General features: G+C 56.7%; 12 protein-coding genes and 1 tRNA gene. 5 read left to right on the top strand and 8 right to left on the bottom strand.

Annotation, left to right across the window (positions count from 1 at the left end; genetic code table 11):
* Nucleotides 1-4: 4 nt before the first annotated feature.
* From GFH31_RS11875 to GFH31_RS11865, 3 genes are all read left to right on the top strand, one after another.
* Complete coding sequence (locus GFH31_RS11875; protein ID WP_101570995.1) at nt 5-874, top strand: hypothetical protein; 870 nt, start codon at nt 5-7, stop codon at nt 872-874.
* An 8-nt stretch (nt 875-882) separates the two neighbouring features.
* Nucleotides 883-2,520, top strand: a complete 1,638-nt coding sequence (locus tag GFH31_RS11870; protein ID WP_101570997.1) for a PCMD domain-containing protein — start codon at nt 883-885, stop codon at nt 2,518-2,520.
* A gap of 185 nt (nt 2,521-2,705) precedes the next feature.
* Nucleotides 2,706-5,303 carry a hypothetical protein gene (locus tag GFH31_RS11865; protein ID WP_153497983.1) on the top strand — a complete coding sequence of 866 codons (2,598 nt, stop codon included), beginning with the start codon at nt 2,706-2,708 and terminating at the stop codon, nt 5,301-5,303.
* A 39-nt stretch (nt 5,304-5,342) separates the two neighbouring features.
* Here the strand turns inward: GFH31_RS11865 and ccsA are convergent, their stop codons facing one another.
* The 8 genes from ccsA to GFH31_RS11825 form a co-directional block, all read right to left on the bottom strand.
* Entirely contained in the window at nt 5,343-7,709 is a 2,367-nt protein-coding gene (ccsA, locus tag GFH31_RS11860) for a cytochrome c biogenesis protein CcsA (protein WP_153497982.1), read from the bottom strand.
* Between the two features lie 3 nt (nt 7,710-7,712).
* Nucleotides 7,713-8,861 (bottom strand): Rid family hydrolase, encoded by a 1,149-nt coding sequence (locus tag GFH31_RS11855; RefSeq protein ID WP_153497981.1) that lies wholly within the window; start codon nt 8,859-8,861, stop codon nt 7,713-7,715.
* 10 nt (nt 8,862-8,871) lie between these two features.
* Nucleotides 8,872-9,585 (bottom strand): hypothetical protein, encoded by a 714-nt coding sequence (locus GFH31_RS11850; RefSeq protein ID WP_055205520.1) that lies wholly within the window; start codon nt 9,583-9,585, stop codon nt 8,872-8,874.
* A 12-nt stretch (nt 9,586-9,597) separates the two neighbouring features.
* Complete coding sequence (locus GFH31_RS11845) at nt 9,598-10,848, bottom strand: porin (RefSeq protein WP_118656942.1); 1,251 nt, start codon at nt 10,846-10,848, stop codon at nt 9,598-9,600.
* A 22-nt stretch (nt 10,849-10,870) separates the two neighbouring features.
* The gene (locus GFH31_RS11840) at nt 10,871-12,295 is read right to left on the bottom strand and encodes a di-heme oxidoredictase family protein (RefSeq protein WP_101571006.1); all 1,425 of its coding nucleotides are present in this window, start codon (nt 12,293-12,295) and stop codon (nt 10,871-10,873) included.
* 37 nt (nt 12,296-12,332) lie between these two features.
* Nucleotides 12,333-13,562 (bottom strand): imelysin family protein, encoded by a 1,230-nt coding sequence (locus GFH31_RS11835; RefSeq protein WP_172970755.1) that lies wholly within the window; start codon nt 13,560-13,562, stop codon nt 12,333-12,335.
* A gap of 40 nt (nt 13,563-13,602) precedes the next feature.
* The gene (locus tag GFH31_RS11830) at nt 13,603-14,901 is read right to left on the bottom strand and encodes a hypothetical protein (RefSeq protein WP_118656938.1); all 1,299 of its coding nucleotides are present in this window, start codon (nt 14,899-14,901) and stop codon (nt 13,603-13,605) included.
* Nucleotides 14,902-15,187: 286 nt separating this feature from the next.
* Nucleotides 15,188-15,261: transfer RNA gene (locus tag GFH31_RS11825), tRNA-Arg, on the bottom strand.
* Nucleotides 15,262-15,494: 233 nt separating this feature from the next.
* Here GFH31_RS11825 and GFH31_RS11820 point away from each other — a divergent pair.
* Entirely contained in the window at nt 15,495-16,562 is a 1,068-nt protein-coding gene (locus tag GFH31_RS11820; RefSeq protein WP_228385765.1) for a hypothetical protein, read from the top strand.
* A 7-nt stretch (nt 16,563-16,569) separates the two neighbouring features.
* Nucleotides 16,570-17,439, top strand: a complete 870-nt coding sequence (locus GFH31_RS11815) for a histidinol-phosphatase (RefSeq protein ID WP_101571012.1) — start codon at nt 16,570-16,572, stop codon at nt 17,437-17,439.
* Nucleotides 17,440-17,484 lie beyond the last annotated feature (45 nt).

The following is a 17,484-nucleotide window of genomic DNA, read 5'->3' as shown; positions in this document are numbered from 1 at the left end:
CACGATGAAAAAACGAATCCTTTTTCTCAGCATACTGGCCGGACTCGGCGCCGTTTGGTCGCCCGCGGCAGCGGCTTCCCCCGAAACGCCCGCAGCCGAAAACGATACGGTCGCCTTGTCCCCCGTCCCGCAGGCCGGGTTGCAGCCCGCAGAATCCGCAACGGCCCAAACCAAACCGTTTTTACCCACCCGTCGTCGCATCGACCGGGAGATCAACAAGATCAAGTTCGTCTACAAAGGCGAGATGGCGGCCGGTATCACCGTTTCGTACGGCACCCTGTCGAGCGACGATACCGACTACATGCTGATCCTCGACGGGATCAACCTCAGCGGCAGCATCTTTACGGTCAACCCGTCGTTCGGCTACTTCATCAAAGACAACCTGAGCGTCGGCGCCCGTTTCGGCTATACGCAGATGGAAGGCAATCTGGGAAGCGCCACGCTCGACCTGGGCGAAGTCAACGACGTGAACATGTCTTTCGCAAACGTCAGCCTCAAGAGCCACTCCGCTTCCTACGGGGCGTTCCTACGTTCGTACGCCGGGATCGATGCCAAAGGCCATTTCGGGTTCTTCGCCGAACTGGAGTTCGCGGTCAAGACCGGTTCGACGAGCCTGGCCTACGAATCCGACGGAAAGATGAAATACACCAACAGCGACAACCTGCAGTTCCGCTTTTCGTTCAATCCCGGCGTGGCCGTCTATATTTTTCCCAACGTGTGCGGCACGCTCTCGTTCGGACTCGGAGGAATCCAGTTCAACAAAGTGACGCAGAAAGACCCCGAAGGAAACGTCGTCGGAACCCGCCACGCCTCGAAAATGCTTTTCCGCCTGAACTTGGCCAACATCCGGATCGGGCTGAACATACACCTGTAAACGATACCATGATGAACATTCGACGCTACTGTATCCTGTTACTGACGCTGACGCTGGGGGCCTGTATCCGCAACGACATCCCGTATCCGGTCGTATCCATCGACATCCTGTCGGTACAGGGCGAGGGCTTCACCTGCGAAAGTTCCGACATCGACACAAAAAACCGGATCGTCACCCTGCACCTGGACGAGACGACCGACATCAGCCGGGTTCCGATCAGCGAAATAACGATTACCGAGGGAGGACGTTCGTCGATTCCGCTGTCGGGCGAATTCGACCTGCGGGCCGACCTGTCCGTCGTTCTGTCGCTCTACCAGGACTACGACTGGACACTGCGGGCCGACCAACCGATCGAACGCTTTTTCACGGTCGAGTCGCAGATCGGCGCCGCCGAATTCGACCCCGACAAACGAATCGCCCGCGCGTACGTCCCTACCGGAACCGACATGCAGCACATCCGGATCACCCGACTCAAACTCGGCCCGAAAGACATCACGACCATGACCCCCGCGGCCGAAGAACTGACTTCGTTCGAAACGTTCCGGTCGGTAGAAATCAAATACCACGACTTCACCGAACAATGGATGTTGTACGTCGTTCCGACCGAAGTGACCGTGCAGTTCACGCAGACCGACGCCTGGTCGCGGATCATCTGGCTCTATGCCGAAGGACGCAGCGGCGCGGCGCTCGGATTCCGTTACCGCAAACAAGGCGACGCTCAGTGGATCGAAGTGCCCTCCGACAAGATCCAGGTGTCGGGCGGGGCGTTCCATACCCGCATCGCCGGGCTGGAACCCGAAACGGCCTACGAAGTGGTGGCCGTTTCGGACGACGACCTCTCGCCGGTAACGACGCTGACGACCGATCCCGAAGCCGTACTGACCGGCGGAGGGTTCGAAGAATGGTGCACGGAAAAAGACATCGTCTACCCGGGTCCGACCAGGGACGGGGCCTACTGGGGCACGGGCAATACGGGCGCCGCCATTGCCGGCACGACGCTGACCGACAAAGTCGCCGAAACGCGGCCGGGCAGCCCGGGGCAATACGCCGCCCGGCTCGAATCGAAACTCGTCGGCATCGCCGGAGTAGGCAAGCTGGCCGCAGGCAACCTGTTCGTAGGCAAGTATATAGGTACCCGGGGCACGAACGGCATCGTCGGCTTCGGCCGCCCGTTCACGCTGCGGCCCACCGCACTGCACGGATGGGTAAAATATACCTGCGGAAACATTACCGACGTCGGCACGACCCAGCCCCCGGGAACGACCATCGCCAAAGGCGATCCCGACAACGGAATCATTTATTTCGCGCTGGGCACGTGGACTCCCCAGGAATACGGCGTCTGCGAGAAAGAAGACGGCGATCCGCTGGTCGGCACCGACGAGATACCGATCTGCATCGACACGCGGGACAAAAACACCTTCTTCAACCCGAACAGCCCGGCGGTAGTCGCTTACGGAGAACTGGTATTCTCGCAATCCACCGAAGGCTGGCAGGAGTTCACGATCAAACTGGAATACAACGCGACGAACATCGTTCCGACCCACCTCGTACTGGTATGCTCGGCCTCAAGATACGGGGACTACTTCACCGGTAGCCGCGACAGTAAAATGTGGGTCGACGATTTCGAACTGATTTACGACGAATAACAACGGACGGCGGGCAGTTGCATCCGGCGAAAAATGCCGGGAAAATAAGGCTTACGGAATATCCCGTAAGCCTTATTTTATAATCCGTCCGCCATTATCGCAATTTCTACATAAAACTATTTGGTAAAACCGAATTATATAAATAACTTTATAAAACGAAAGCATCATTAAAAAACCGCGCCGGCATGACAAAGCGACTTTTTTTCAAAAGTATTTTATTGATCGCCATATCGTGGACGACGACGACGCTTTGCGCGAAAGGGGAAAAATCTTCGGCCGCGGACAGTCTGCCGTGCCTGACGGCACGGATCGACTCCTTCTTCGAAAGGCAGCGGTCGGCGCACATGGAAAAACTGTGGCTGCACCTCGACAAGCCCTATTATGCCGCAGGCGACGAAATGTGGTTCAAAGCGTACCTCGTCGACGCCGTGAACCACTGTAGCGACACCTTGTCGAACTTTATCTACGTCGACCTGATCGACCGGAAAGGAGAAATCGTATTTTCAAAAAAAATCAAACGCGACCGGTACGGATTTACCAATAATTTCATAATTCCGGCAACATTTCCGACAGGAGACTATACTCTTAGAGCATACACCGGATGGATGCTGAATTTCGATCCGGCATTTTTCTTTCAAAAAAACATCCCGATCGGAAACCCGATTGCAGACCAGATCGACGCGGAAATCAGCTATACCGATCTGAGCGCAGCAAAAAAACAGGCCGTCGTACGATTCCGTGACGAAAACGACAGGCCGTATTCCGACATAAACATCCAGTTCAAAATCTTCGATAGGAACGGGAAGCGTCTCTCTTCGGGACAGCAAAGAAGTTCCGCCACAGGCTCCGTTTTCGCCGAACTGCCCGTAATCTCGGCCTGCGAGGGCGGCCGTATAGATCTGGAGATTGACAACGACCGGATGTATTACAAACGCACGTTTTTCTTTCCAGGCAGTTTTTCCCCTTTCGGCATACAGTTTTTTCCCGAAGGCGGGGATCTCATCGCAGGACAACCGCAACGGATTGCTTTTAAGGGAGAAAGTTCGGACGGCTCTCCGATATCGTTCAGCGGAACCGTATTCGGCAGCAACGGCGACACCGTTGCAAGAATCGTAAGCGAGCACGACGGAATGGGCGTATTCACGATGTCGCCCCAAAGCGGACAAGACTACCGGGCCGAAGTGACCGCTTCGGACGGAAGAAAATTGCGGACGCAATTACCCACCGTAAAAGAGGATGGATATGCCATCGTCGTCTCCCAGTCCCCTCGGGAAATACGATACAAGATCGCCGCCGCTCCCGGATCGACATGCGATTCGATGATTCTCGTGACTCACGTACGCGGAATCTGCACGGCAATCGTATCCGTCGATTCCGGGAATCTCATCGGAGGATGGCCGACCGATTCTCTTCCAGAAGGAATCCTGCACCTAATTCTGCTCGACGCCCGGGGAAAGCCCCGCAGCGAACGACTCGTTTTCGTCTCTCATCCCCACCAGAGGGAAGTATGGTCGATCGCTCCTGATAAACCGAAATACGGACGCAGGGAACAGGTTCACGTCCGGATCGCGCTTACCGATGCCAACGCGATTCCGCTCGAAGCAGACTGTTCCGTCAGCGTCACCGACAGCAATTCCGTAAAACCGGACTCCCTTTCCGACAACATCCGGTCGAACCTGCTACTGAGTTCCGACCTCAAAGGACACGTCGAGAACCCGGGATATTACTTCTTAAACGACGCTCCGGATACCCGACGCCGGCTGGATATGGTCATGATGACCAACGGATGGAGAAGATTCGACCTGAACAAAATCAACGACACCGCCCGGTTCCGGCCGACGCAACCCGTAGAGCGGGACTTGTTCATCAGCGGGCACGTCAAATGGATCGTAGGGATGAAAGCCAAAAACGCCCCGGTCATAGCCGTATCGTCGGGAAAAAACGGAATCATTTCACAATCCGTAAAAACGGACAAAAAAGGCGATTTCCGTATCGGAGGACTCGAATTCCACGACACGGCAAAATTTTTCGTCTATTCGCAAACGGCAAAAGGAAAACCCATGCAGGGAATAGAAATCGACAGCTACTATTCTCGGCCCGGATTCGAAAGGATGCATCCGTTTACGGAACGCACTTCCGAACAAAAAAAGGAACAGGAAATCTACCTGGAAAATGCGAAAGAAAAATACTATATCGAAGGCGGCAAGAAAATCTATTACCTCAAAGGAGCCGTCGTGCGGGGAATCGACAAAAGACGCCCCAGAATATCGGTACAGGGTACCCTGTACGACTCTGCGAGATTATCCATGTTCAAACCCATCCCGTTGCCGCATTTCATGGCCAGAACCTTTCAGATGAATACGCGAACAGGGATGAGAAGCCCGACCTTTTATTCGCAATACAACGGATTTACGACCCGGGATGCCTCTTATGTAAAAATCGACCATAATGGGCAGGCTCTGGTCGTAGAGGCGGTACTCAAACCAGAAGCGGAATTACAGCGAAGGGCGCGGGCCGTCGGAGCGGAAATCTGTAAAATGGCCGGTTATGCCGAAAGCGTACAATTCTATTGCCCGATTTACAGCCTGCCTCAAATGCGGGAGAGCGAAAAACCGGACGTCCGGACAACCGTTTATTGGAATCCCACCCTGAAAATCGGCTCCGACGGCACGGGCGATATCTATTTTTATACGGACGACAACGACTCGCCCCGGTACGACATCGCGATCGAAGGCGTCACCCGGGACGGAAAACCCTGTAAGTATTGGGGCCGCCTGCAATGACCTTACACCCGAAACGAAGCGGAAACCGAAAAAACGAATTCAGTTTCCGCTTCCTGATCCCGGATAGCGGCGGTGCCTCGAATACGGAACCGGATTTTTGTACCGCACCCGCGCAACGACCGTCAGCAACACAAAAACAACGACAACCGCCACCGTGACGGTCAGCGCAGAGCCGAAAGCGAATGCCCCCGCATAGCTGTGCATGCCACCGAGAAAATAATTCACCCCGAAGTAAGTCATCAGCACTGCCCCGAACGCCCACAGACAGTAAGCGTGAAAAAACAGCGGATCACGAAACCGGACAATGCTCCGTCCGTGCAACGGCAAGGCATACAACATCAGCGTAACGAGCGCCCACACCTCTTTCGGATCCCAACCCCAGTAACGGCCCCACGACGCATTCGCCCATACGGCTCCGATAAAGATACCGGCGGCCAGCAGGAAAACGGCCGGATAAAGCAACAACCGTCCGGTCAATTGCAACCTGCACAGCAGAACCGTTCGTTTCGCCGCAACATCCGAACGGACGACGGACGCAAAGATCAGCGCGGCTGTCCCGTTCAACATAATCAATCCGAACAACGCATAGGACGCCATGATCAGCGACACGTGCAGGCTGAGCCAAGGCGAACGGAGCACCGGCACGAGCGGCGTGATCTGCGGGTTGGTCATCCCGAGCCATGCCACCAGCAGCGCAAATCCCGACAACAACAACCCCGAAGCCGTCACGATCGGGAAACGCCGCCGGAGTCCGAGCGCAATCAGCAGCACGCACCAGGCGACGAACAGCATCGTCTCGTATCCGTTGCTCAGCGGCAGGTGTCCGGCCGTATAGCTCCGTAGCGCGAGCGTTGCGGTCAGCGCCACAGCCGACAGAATCAGCGGAAAGAGAAATATCTTTTCGACCCATCGTCGCCGCCTTCCGGCAGCAAGGCTCCACACGAAACGAACGAACGCCAGCAGGCCGAAACCAAGGTTGATTCTGCAAAGCAGCGAAACCGGATCGAACCGGTTATACCACAACTCGGCGCGAAGCCGCGCGTCCGGCAGAAACCGTTCGCCGCCCCGTTCCCGCTGAAAAGCGTCCGTTTTGTCGATCAATTTCCGGATGTCGGCATCACGACCGCTTTGCACGGCCTCGTACAACAACGGGAAAATTCCTTTGATAAAAACCGAATCGCCCCGCGGCAAACCGCGGACGGAATCGGTCGGCGCGAACCAACGCACACCGTCTCCGACGACGACGGGGAACAACTTCAGCATCCGGCCGGACTGGAGCATCGCTATCAATTGCACCTTTTCGTCCGCTTCGACAAACGCTTTCAGCGCAGAATCGTTCCGATCGGCCGGAAGACGGAGCATTCCGGCCAGCCGGTAATCTCTTCCTGTGCCGAAAAAATCGACCAGAGCAGCCGTTTTTCCCGACCCGATCGACCTGCGCACAGTGTCTTGCCCGACCCGGATCATCCGCTCGAACTGCCACTGTTCCGGATAAAAAATCCAGCCGGCGAGCACCTGTTCGGCCGAGAACCCCCGATAAGACGGTTTTCCGTAGATTTTCAGCGTAAAATCGCGGGCGAACGTCTGTACCGGCGCGATCCGCCCGTCGTACAATATGCGCAGCCGTCCCAGCGCATCGGCAGTTTCACGGCTCAGTGTCGCCGGAGCGGCCGCCGCTCCGTATGCGCCGAATACAAAAAACAACAGGCAACCGGTCCGCCGAAGCAACGGATGACGGAGCAGCCGGCGGAACCCCGACCGTTTCGAGCACAACGTACCGATCATCGAAAACCCGAGCAGCAGATAACCGGCATAAGTAACCGGAATGCCGTACGGGTCCCGGTTGACCGACAGAATGCTCCCGCGCAGGTCTTCGTCGAAAGACGTTTGGTAAAAACGGTAACCCCGGTACGACAGCACGCGGTTCATCGACACGACGGCGGCGCGGGTATCCTGTCCGTCGACCACCGTCACCCGGCTGAGGTAGTCCGCCGGAGCCTGCGTTCCCGGATAGCACGCAATTTCGAACCGGTCGAGCCGGAGTCCGAACGGAAGCGACCGCGACTCGGCGGACGTTTCGCAGAAATAAGCGTTTACGGTTCTCCCCTCCCGCAGATGGACGTATCCTTTCCGCGCGGTCATAAAGGTCAGCAACGCCCCGAGTAAAATCAAACCGAATGAAAAGTGCAGCGCCGCGGCGGCCGGGCGGCCGGCAACTGCCCGGCCCGCGACGACCGTCAAGGCCGAAACGGCCAGTAAAGCCCACCACAGGACGAACCATCCGCTGTGATAGATCGTCCGGGCGGCGAATTCGGTTCCTTCCGCTTTTTCGACGAAAGTCGCGGCGGCCAGACAGAGCGTCATGCCGACGAAAAGCGCGAATGCGAACCGGGTAAGCGCTCTCATCGGCTAAAGCGGAGCGAACTGCGGATTGCACTCCTGCCGAACGGCAATGCATTCCGTTTCGATCAGCCATCCGGGGCGGCAGACCGGAGCATGCACGAACACCCTGGGAACCGGTCCGAACCGGTCGTCGAATATCTTCCGCACCGCCGGATAGTCGGTCGCATCGCGCAGATAGACGATCATTTGAGCCAGGTCGTCCGCCGACGCCTCCCCCTCGGCGAGCAACGCTTCGACGTTTTCGAGCATCCGCACGGTCTGGCCCGCGATGTCTTCCGGAGCCACGATCTCTCCCCGGTTATCGATACTGGCCGTTCCGGACAGCAGGACATGGCTGCGGTCGCCGTACCGGACGCGCACCCCCCGCTCGAACGTCACGCCGTACTCGTAGGTCGGATTCAGATAATCCCGGGCATGCAGGTAAGTCTGTTGTCCGGGTTGCAGCCCCTGCACGGCGTAAGCGTCGAACAGGACGGTGCATCGCGGGTCGCTGTGACGGCCTTCGATCCCGGTACTCGTAATGTAATGGGTCTGCGGCGTCAGTCCATGCCGTTCGAAAAGCCCGCGACGAGCCCGGACGACTCCCCCGTAATTGACGTCCACGTTCTGCACAAAAAACCAGGTGCGGACGCAATCGTTCTCTAACGCGCATCCGAGTCCGGCCAGCAAGTCCGCGTAACGCGCCAGCAATGTCTCGGTCTGATCGGCCGAAGCGCCGCACAGGGAGGTTCCCTCCGCTGTCCAAATATGCCGGTAACCGTTATGATCGGCCGTGACTCCGGACGGAATCGCAGCGACTTCGACATCCGACTGTAGGTAGACCCACAGCGCAATCTTACCGCCGTCGAGCGGAGGCTGCTGCACGACGGAAGTCGCACAGGGCGGATAGGGCTTTTCCCCGGCCCGCAACACGGCGATCTGATTGGCCGCATCGCTCAGAAAATAGCGTTTGAAAACGGGACGCAGCTCGCCGCCGTAACTCGACAGCAGGTAAAAATAAGCGGCGGAAATATCCCCGAACTGCTTGGCGAACGGGGCTTGCGTATCGGTCACGTGCAGCATCGCATGGCATTCGCCGATACCGCCGCTGCGTTCGAAATATCCGATTTCGATGCGCACATCGCTATAAAACAATACTTTGCTTGAAAAACACATAGGCATAGGGTTAATTCTGCGGGCATCCTTTTTCGATCCATACCCGCAATAGGTTGATGTCTTCGCTCCGCGTAACCAGGCCGGTATGCGGATAGGCGACCGCCCCTTCGGCAGTCAACACGTCCAACAGAAAGCTGCCGTCGGGATCGGACGGTTCGACGCGCGGCTTGTCCGAGTGCGTCGCGGGCACGCCGACCAGCGAGCGGTAGCTGTCTCCTTCGGTCAGCAGCAAGCCGCCTGCCCCGCTGGTTCCCTGATGGCACGAAATGCAGTTATATTGCTGAAAAACCATCCGCTGAATGCGGTCGTACTCCAGCAGGTCGATCTGAACGGCCGGCAGATCGACATCCGACGTCCGGTCGTCGTCGAGATCGTATTCGAAAAACGTATGAACGACCTGGCGGCCCGAATTAATCAGGCTGAACCGTACCGAACGAGCCTCGTCGGGCACGTTGTCGATCGACAACTGCACTTTTTCTCCGTCGGCCGGTTTCAACACGTTGACCGACGAAAGCGCCGACGTGCCGTCGGCGGCGAAAACTCCGAAAATCAGGTCGTACTGCTGCGGGAAGACCTCCGGATTGAGCAATTCGAAAGTTCCGCGTACGGCGACTCCCCCATCCGCCGTTTTGTCCTTCTCGAAAATATCCCCGCTGTCGCAAGAAACCGCAAACAGCGAACACAGGACGGCAGCCCAAACCGGGCGACGATATCGTTTATTCATTTCGGCGCATCGTTAGAATGAAAACTGCAGCATGACCATGGCCGTATGCTGGGCGAGTCCCAGATCGTCGAGCTCGCGCGCATCCTGCGTCGCATGCCCCCAACGACCGAGGAACTGGTACATCGCCTGCAGTTTCAGGTTATACCCCATGATATAATAGTTCAGTCCGACGGCCGGCATGTTCAGGAAACCGTCCGTTTCGGTCGAGTTGCGGTCCATGAAATCCCACCGCAGCGCAGGCTGCAACTTCCGGGTCACGAAATAACCGACCTGAGCGTATCCCCCAATGTAACGGTAAGTATGGTTCACCCGCTGCCGCTTGACCAGGTCGGAACTCAGGTAATAGGCTTCGGCCGACAAATAAAGCCGATTTTTGAGGTAAGTGAATTCGAAGCCGAGCCGCAGATCGTTGGTCGTCTGCCAGTTAGCCTCTACGTTATACGAAGCCGACAGCGCGAACATGATCTTATCGTTATGCAAGTCGTCGATACGGCCCTGATGCGACGGGATCGGGCCTTTGGGCATATAGGCCACCCGCGCGGCATACAGCAGCGACGGAATGCCCAGGTCGTCGCTGAGCGTTTTCTGGGCCAGGTTCACGTCGATGCCTGTACCGTTGAACACGCCCAGGTTGTATTCCCATTTGCCGCCGAGCAGGCCGTGCATCATGACGCCCAGGTCGAAGCCGGTAGCGAAGGTCGGCGGGGTCGAGTTCAGGCTGCGGTCCATATAGACCGACGAAGTGAGCGAAGTGGGCAGCATCGGGAACAGCGTTTCGCCCAGCGTCACCAGGTAAGCCTGGCTGAACGGCGTCTTGAACTTACCGACGCGGAACCGGATCTGGTCTTTGAGATTCACGTCGACCCACGCCTGCTGGAGCAGCGCCCCGCCGGTTTTGGCCGCATTCAGCGTCAGATTGAAGGTCAGTTTATTGAAAGCCCGGCCCGAGAAACCCAAAATCGCATACGGGATCTCGAAACCGCTGTTCGCCACGTTGTCCTGGTCGTCCAGGCCGAGTTGTTCGTCGTCGTACCAGTTGAATTTTCCGGCGGTTTGCAGCAGCACGTAAGGCTTCAGCATGAAATCGCCCGCCTTGGTCTGAAAACTGAATCCTTTTTTGCCCCCCATCGGGATCACGGCGCTTTCGATGTATTTGTCCGCATCGTCGTATTTGTCCGCAGCGACTTCGGCCTGCTTGATCTGGGCCGCCGCCTGAACGGCCGCTGCACACAGGGTCAGTAAAAATATAATTTTTATCTTCATGTCGATAGTGTTCGGTTGTCGTTTACAATGATTCGAGGAACTTGATCAGCGCGTCGCGGTCGTCCCGCGACATCCGGGCGAACAGTTCGCGCGACACGGCGCCTTCGCCCCCGTGCCACATAATCGCCTCCTTCAGGTTGCGGGCACGGCCGTCGTGCAGAAAATAGGTATGCTGATTGACCCGTTGCTGCAGACCGATCCCCCACAGCGGCGTCGTGCGCCATTCGCAGCCCTGCGCCAATCCCGACGTATAATGGCTGTCCAGATCGGGCCCCATATCGTGCAGCAGGAAATCGCTGTACGGATGGATCGTCTGATTGGCCAGCCACGGCAGTCGGGTTCCGTTGATAAGCGCCGGAGCGTCCTGCCGCGTATGCAGCGTGGGAACGTGGCACAGGTCGCAGCGGGCCCGGTAAAACGCCTTCTCGCCCTGCTGCACGACCGGATCGTCAACATTGCGGCGCGCCGGAACACCCAGCGCATGCAGGTAGAAGTCGACGTGTTCCATATCCTGCGTCGAAATCTGTATCCCGTAATGACTGTATCCGAGCATCTGCGACTGCCCTTCGGCCACTTCCAGCGGATAACGGTCGTTCGTGACGCCCAGGTCGGACGAAAATCCCAGTTCGATCGTCAGGTCGGCATGCTGCGCCTTATTGCCCGACACGCCGATATACTGCCGGCCGCGCTCGGTAATGTAGTTCAGCCGGCCGGAAATCCCGTATTCGGGATAGTTGCTGCGTCGGGCGAGCTCTTCGAGCTCGATCGGGTCAAGCGCCATCATCTGCCCCATGCCGACATGGCGCAGCGGAATGCGGACGTCGACGATCAGATCCTGCGGAGCGATGCTGTCGGCATACCAAGCCGAAACGGAATAGGAAGGCGTAATCAGCGAATACTTCTCCCCGTCGGGAAAAGCGTAGGTCTCCTCGGTGTATGAAACGGAAAGTTTCCCCTCCGGTTCGACGCCGGTGATCGCCTGATCGTGCAGCACACGGCCGTAATTGCGGAAAAAGCCTCCGTTTTTCTTCGTAATGTAGATCAGGTGCGACGAGAAGCCCCCGCTACCGGTGCCGCCTTCCGAATAGAGCGTCGGATAAGTTCGTCCGGCATTGGAATGGCAGCTTCCGCACGACGAACCGGCGTAAAGCGGCCCTTTGCCGCCCTGCGTGGGATCGTCGCCGCTGACGCGCGGATTGTCGTACAGCGCGTCCCCCCGGTAGAAACGGGTATTCAGGTTACCCGTCACCCAGCCGGCCGGCGTATCGTAGGCCGTTACGCCCGACTGATAAACGGTGGATATACCGGCCGATAACGTACGCGAATCGGCGACATTGCCATATTCGTCGCGGATCTCGTAAAAATCGCCGTCTTTACATGCGGAAAATGTGACGACGCATAGCAACGCCGTCACATAAACCGAATGCTTCTGTATAAAAGCGGACATAACCTTGCGTATGAAAAAGTTCTGTTCCCTTCCGGAATTACTCGGCGAGTACCTTCCTGTTTTGCCCGTCTTTGAACAGAAGCAGTTCGATCGTGTGGAATCCGCGAACCGACTCGCTGCCGATCGCCGCGATGTACTGTTCTACGGTAGACAGGTTCTTGTTGGTTATGATCGTAGCGATATCCTCCTGATCCAGCGGCCAACTGTCCATCGACGGGTCGAATCCGAGTCCCGTCTCTTCGCCGGCGGGACCGAACAGCACGGCTTCGCTCTGTTCCCAGGGCACGCGCATCGCACGCCAGGCGGCACAGGCGGCATCGACTTTGGCCTGGCTCTTATTGTCGGCTTGCAGAGCTTGCATCGCCTTGTAAAGCATCCAGGCTTTCTCCTTCATATCCTTGTAGGTGGGAGTTACGACCTGGTCGGCATACTGGGTCAGTATCGATGTAAAATCGTAGTCGCCCGCATCGCGGAACGCGCCGAGCAGCTCGCCCTCGGTCAGTTCGGTCAGATCGGCGCAAGCCTCGATCGCGGCATCCACCTTCGTTCCGGTCAGGTTGTTACGGAAAGGCGACTGCATGCTTTTGATCGCATTGTAAGCTCCGTCGATCGCCGCGGTCATCCGTGCGTCCAAGTCGGCATTCCGGCTCTTGACATAGGCCGAAATGCTGTTCGCATGGGCTGCGTCCCCGATCGCGCCGATCCGGCCGGCGTATCCGTTTTTGATACTGATGATGTTGTCCGAATAGTCGGTGATCGAGTTCCAGCTATACCACGATTCAACCTGCAACACGGCTTCCGCCGTTTTGCCGTCTTTGGCCAACGTGTTCGGATTACCGATCTTCGAGGAGCCGACTTCGTTCGAAATGTTGGCGAAACCGTCGACGAGAATCGTCCGGATCGCATCGACTCCGCTGGTGAATTTAGCGTTGCCCGCATCGGCCGTTCTCATGTACTCGGCGTAACCGTTCGCGCCGACAACCGTATTTTTGCTGAAAAAGTCGCGGCCGATCCGTTCCCAATCTTCGTCCGGAATCCCCGTCGGACCGTTCCACGCAGCCCACAGGCCGATACAGTCGTCGAGCAGTTCCGACGACACGGCCGTCGCGTAGTTGATCCACTCGGGCGTCATCGCATAACTCTCCAGTTTGGAAGCGTTACTGCCTCCGCCACCGTCGCCACCGTCGCCGCCGTCTTCATTTTTACTGCATCCCGTCGCTCCGATCAGTGCGGCCAGCAAAGCCGCACCCATCCATTTCGTTTTCATTCCGTACATGATTATTTAAAATTAGAAGTTTGATATTCATTTATTTGGAGCAAAACCACCCTGAATAAGCCACCGTCAGACCAAACGTATCTTCGCTGTTGTACCGGTCGCCGCCGATCCGGCGGTACGAGTAGTCGAATTTGATGACCAAGTCGCGAATCGGAAAATAGTTGAGCCCTACGGTAAACACATCGCGTTTGTAACGCGGCAACTCCTGCGCTCCCCGCTCGATCTTCTGACCGGTATTGTAGTATTCGTAACGCACGAAAGGAAACAGGCGGTTGTTCGTGCGGGCAAAAGAGAGCACGTCGTATCCGACCTCGGCGCCGTAAGCCATGGCAGCCTTACCGAACGGCGTGATCGGATAACCCGTGCTATTGAAATACTTGCGGTTGATATCGTAAATCGCCTTGGAATCCGAAACGGTTCCGTACAGGAAATTACCCCGCGCGATCAGGTTGCGTCCCACGTACTGCGCATCGAACGAACCGATCGCCACCGTTCCTTTCACGCCGGTCATCGCATAAGGTTTCGACGAGTTTTTCGCCGTATTGCCGCAGTAACCCGACACGGCCAGCCGGAGGTTGCGCACGCCGGAATATTCGACCCGCGCCGCAACGGCCGGATTGGTCATTTTCGAAATCTCGAAAATCTTCTGCCGTCCGCTTCCGACCCAATTCTCCGACGAGAAACCGTTCGGGTCGAGTCCGCTGACGAGCATCACCTCGTAACGGAAGTCCCCCAGATAACCGAGTACGGAAACGCCGGTCTCGTGCCAAGTCGATGGCAGCAACGAAGTTTCGCTCTCGGGCCGCACCGTCCCAAAAAAGAGAGTCGGCTCATGGTGCGAGTTCGTCAACCCCACCGGTACGATCATATGGCCGATCCGCAGGTTGAACGCATTCGAAAAATGTTTCGTGATATGGAGCTGTTCCAGAGCCACTTCACCGCCTTTTTCGATCTCGGTTTCGATCTCGCCGCCCTCTTTATTGTACTCGATTTCCTTGGTCGCACCGGTTCCGCCGTGCTCGAACTCAACCTCGGTACCCAGGTACCACCCTTTGCCGAAGTGATAATCGAATGCAAAGACGGCCCGGGGCAACGACACCTCGGCGCGGTTGTCCCGCGTCGCCCCGACCGGATTCGTATACCGGTTCGTTCCGTAAGTCATGTATTGGAACAAGATTTCCCCGTATCCGCCGACACGATACTTTTTGAAGTTCCACTCGAACGGCGTTTTACGGGCTGCCGAATCGGCCGTAAGTTTTTGCGAGCATACCGGGCGCGCCCAAACGCTGCAACAAACAGATAAAATAAGAATGGGATAGATGTTTTTCATTTACAGCTTTTTAATCGCTGCAAAATTAGAGCGCCCGCAAAGAGACGACAATCCCCAATATCCAGTAAAAAAACCGGACGGCATACCTGAATATCGGGATTCCGTATTGATTTCCAGCACTGCATCGCCCGGAGTGTGCCCCTCGGCGCAACATTGCCGAACCGGACATCCGGCCGGAATAAACCGTTTTTTGAAAAAAACGAAGAATCGGAAAATCGCGTGAAAATCGTACGCGTATTCATAAAAAACGGGTTGCAGTTCCACTGCAACCCGTCAATTAACTCGGTGATTCCGGCGCGGTTCGAACGCGCGACCCACAGCTTAGAAGGCTGTTGCTCTATCCAACTGAGCTACGGAACCGGATTTTCCGCCCCAAAAGTAGAATTTTTATTTAACTTCTCCAAAAAACGAAATCCATAATTCCTTGCGCGACACGAACGTCCTTCCGGATTTTTCAATCCCCGCACAGAACGTTCCGGCAGACGCTTCACAACAATTTACCCGTCGACACGATTCGTTCTTCGGGATTATCCCGTATATTTGCAGAATTCGGTTTTCAAACGACGATAAAATCCACTAAAAACAATAACCCGATGATCAAATCTACACTCAGATTACTGATGACGGCTCTGGCCGCCCTGTTGCTGACCGCACCCAAATCCATGGCCCAGGAAGTGGTATGGGGAGCGTCGTTCGACTTCTTTTTCGACAACCGCGAATACAAAAGCGAAATCAACTGGCCGCAAACGCTATTCGGAGCCCGCATCGCACCCGAACTGGGTATCCGGTGGGCGGAACGTCATTCGCTGATGATGGGGATCGATCTGCTGGCGAACTTCGGAGCGAAACCGTTCCAGACCGATAACGAGATTTTCGGCTACTACCAATACAACGCCCCGAAATTCAAGGCGTTCGCCGGCGTGGTTCCGCGCCGTAAAGTGATCGGGGACTACCCCAGCGCCTTTTTCAGCGATTCGGTGAAATATTACGACCCGAATCTGACCGGATTGCTGCTGCAATACGTCGGCGAAAAGGGTTACGTCGAATTCGGATGCGACTGGAACAGCATGATAACTAACGAAAAACGCGAAAAATTCCTACTTTTCTCGGCAGGCCGCATCCGCCACGGGCTTTTCTATGCCGGTTACCACCTGTCGATGTACCACCATGCGGGCACCTACCTCGACGACGGCGTAGTGGACAACGTACTGCTGCATCCGCACGTAGGGATCGACCTGAGCGGAAAAACGGGTATGCAGGAACTGTCGCTGCAAGCCGGGTGGCTCCAGGCGTTCCAGAACGACCGCAAATACGTCGGCGACTACGTCACGCCCGGCGGCGTACAGATCGAGCTGAAAGTGCAGAAATGGAATTTCGGGATCTTCAACACGCTGTACGCCGGCAAGGATCTGATGCCCTACTACATGGCCGACCCGTCGCTCGATTACGGCCCGGGACTCTATTGGGGCGAGCCGTGGTACCGCACCCGGCATAACATCTACGACCGGCTGGAAATCTACTGGCAGCCGGTACATACCGAAATCATGAAGTTGCGCGTGGCATCGGTGCACCATTACGACGGCAGGAAATGGGGTTGGCAGCAAAAAGTGCTTTTCTCGGTAAACCTCGGACAGCGCCGCCTTTTCAAACAAAAACAGTAATCCGCACATGACTACCGACAGACCGAACAACCGCACCAACTACCACAGCCATTGCTCGTTCTGCGACGGGAAAGCTCCGATGGAGGATTTCGTCGAGGAGGCCGTGCGGCAAGGATTCGCCGCTTACGGAATCTCGTCGCACGCACCGCTCCCTTTCCCGGCCCGCTGGACGCTGGAAGCGGAACGGATGGCGGCCTACCTTGCGGAAATCGACCGGCTGAAAGCCGCATACGCGGATCGGATCGAACTGTACGCCGGACTCGAAATCGACTACCTGAACGAACAGAGCAATCCGGCTTCGGACTACTTTCAGAAACTGCCGCTGGACTACCGGATCGGATCGGTGCACCTGATCGAGTCCCGTGGGAAATATGTCGATATAGACACCGACGCGGAGACGTTTGCAGAAAACCTGCGCCTTCATTTCGGCGACGACCTGCGCAAGCTGGTTACGGACTATTTCGACAAACTGATGCGGATGGTCTCGACCGGAGGATTCGACTTCGTGGGACATGCCGACAAGATCGTCTACAATGCCTCCCGATGCCAGCCCGACATTGCGGAACAGCCATGGTACCGGCAGAAAATCAGGGAATATTTCGAAACGATCGCGCGGCACGGCGCAATGGTCGAAATCAACACGAAAAAATACCATGCCGGCGCCGGCGGCGTATTTTTCCCGAACAGATCGCACTTCCGGCTGCTGCGGGAGTTGCGCATTCCCGTGCTCGTCAATTCGGACGCCCACCTGCCCCAAACGATCGACAGCGGCCGCCGGGAAGCGCTCGCTGCACTGCAAGAAGCCGGCATCGATACGGTCATGCAACTGACGGGCGGACGCTGGCAGCCGACGAAGATCGATCTCGCCGCCTACTGATCCCCCGGTCGGACCGGAAAAGGGCGTTTTTACGGCGATTCATAA

Source organism: Alistipes sp. dk3624 (assembly GCF_009557455.1).
Classification (GTDB): domain Bacteria; phylum Bacteroidota; class Bacteroidia; order Bacteroidales; family Rikenellaceae; genus Alistipes_A; species Alistipes_A hominis.
This window is presented reverse-complemented; position numbering and strand designations above follow the sequence as displayed.

Excerpts from the sequence above, each read along its gene's own strand:
- GFH31_RS11820 (WP_228385765.1), top strand. The coding sequence starts at position 15,495 with ATGATCAAATCTACACTCAGATTACTGATGACGGCTCTGGCCGCCCTG.
- GFH31_RS11830 (WP_118656938.1), bottom strand. The coding sequence starts at position 14,901 with ATGAAAAACATCTATCCCATTCTTATTTTATCTGTTTGTTGCAGCGTT.
- GFH31_RS11870 (WP_101570997.1), top strand. The coding sequence starts at position 883 with ATGATGAACATTCGACGCTACTGTATCCTGTTACTGACGCTGACGCTG.
- GFH31_RS11865 (WP_153497983.1), top strand. The coding sequence starts at position 2,706 with ATGACAAAGCGACTTTTTTTCAAAAGTATTTTATTGATCGCCATATCG.
- ccsA (WP_153497982.1), bottom strand. The coding sequence starts at position 7,709 with ATGAGAGCGCTTACCCGGTTCGCATTCGCGCTTTTCGTCGGCATGACG.
- GFH31_RS11815 (WP_101571012.1), top strand. The coding sequence starts at position 16,570 with ATGACTACCGACAGACCGAACAACCGCACCAACTACCACAGCCATTGC.
- GFH31_RS11850 (WP_055205520.1), bottom strand. The coding sequence starts at position 9,585 with ATGAATAAACGATATCGTCGCCCGGTTTGGGCTGCCGTCCTGTGTTCG.
- GFH31_RS11840 (WP_101571006.1), bottom strand. The coding sequence starts at position 12,295 with ATGTCCGCTTTTATACAGAAGCATTCGGTTTATGTGACGGCGTTGCTA.
- GFH31_RS11875 (WP_101570995.1), top strand. The coding sequence starts at position 5 with ATGAAAAAACGAATCCTTTTTCTCAGCATACTGGCCGGACTCGGCGCC.
- GFH31_RS11855 (WP_153497981.1), bottom strand. The coding sequence starts at position 8,861 with ATGTGTTTTTCAAGCAAAGTATTGTTTTATAGCGATGTGCGCATCGAA.
- GFH31_RS11835 (WP_172970755.1), bottom strand. The coding sequence starts at position 13,562 with ATGAAAACGAAATGGATGGGTGCGGCTTTGCTGGCCGCACTGATCGGA.
- GFH31_RS11845 (WP_118656942.1), bottom strand. The coding sequence starts at position 10,848 with ATGAAGATAAAAATTATATTTTTACTGACCCTGTGTGCAGCGGCCGTT.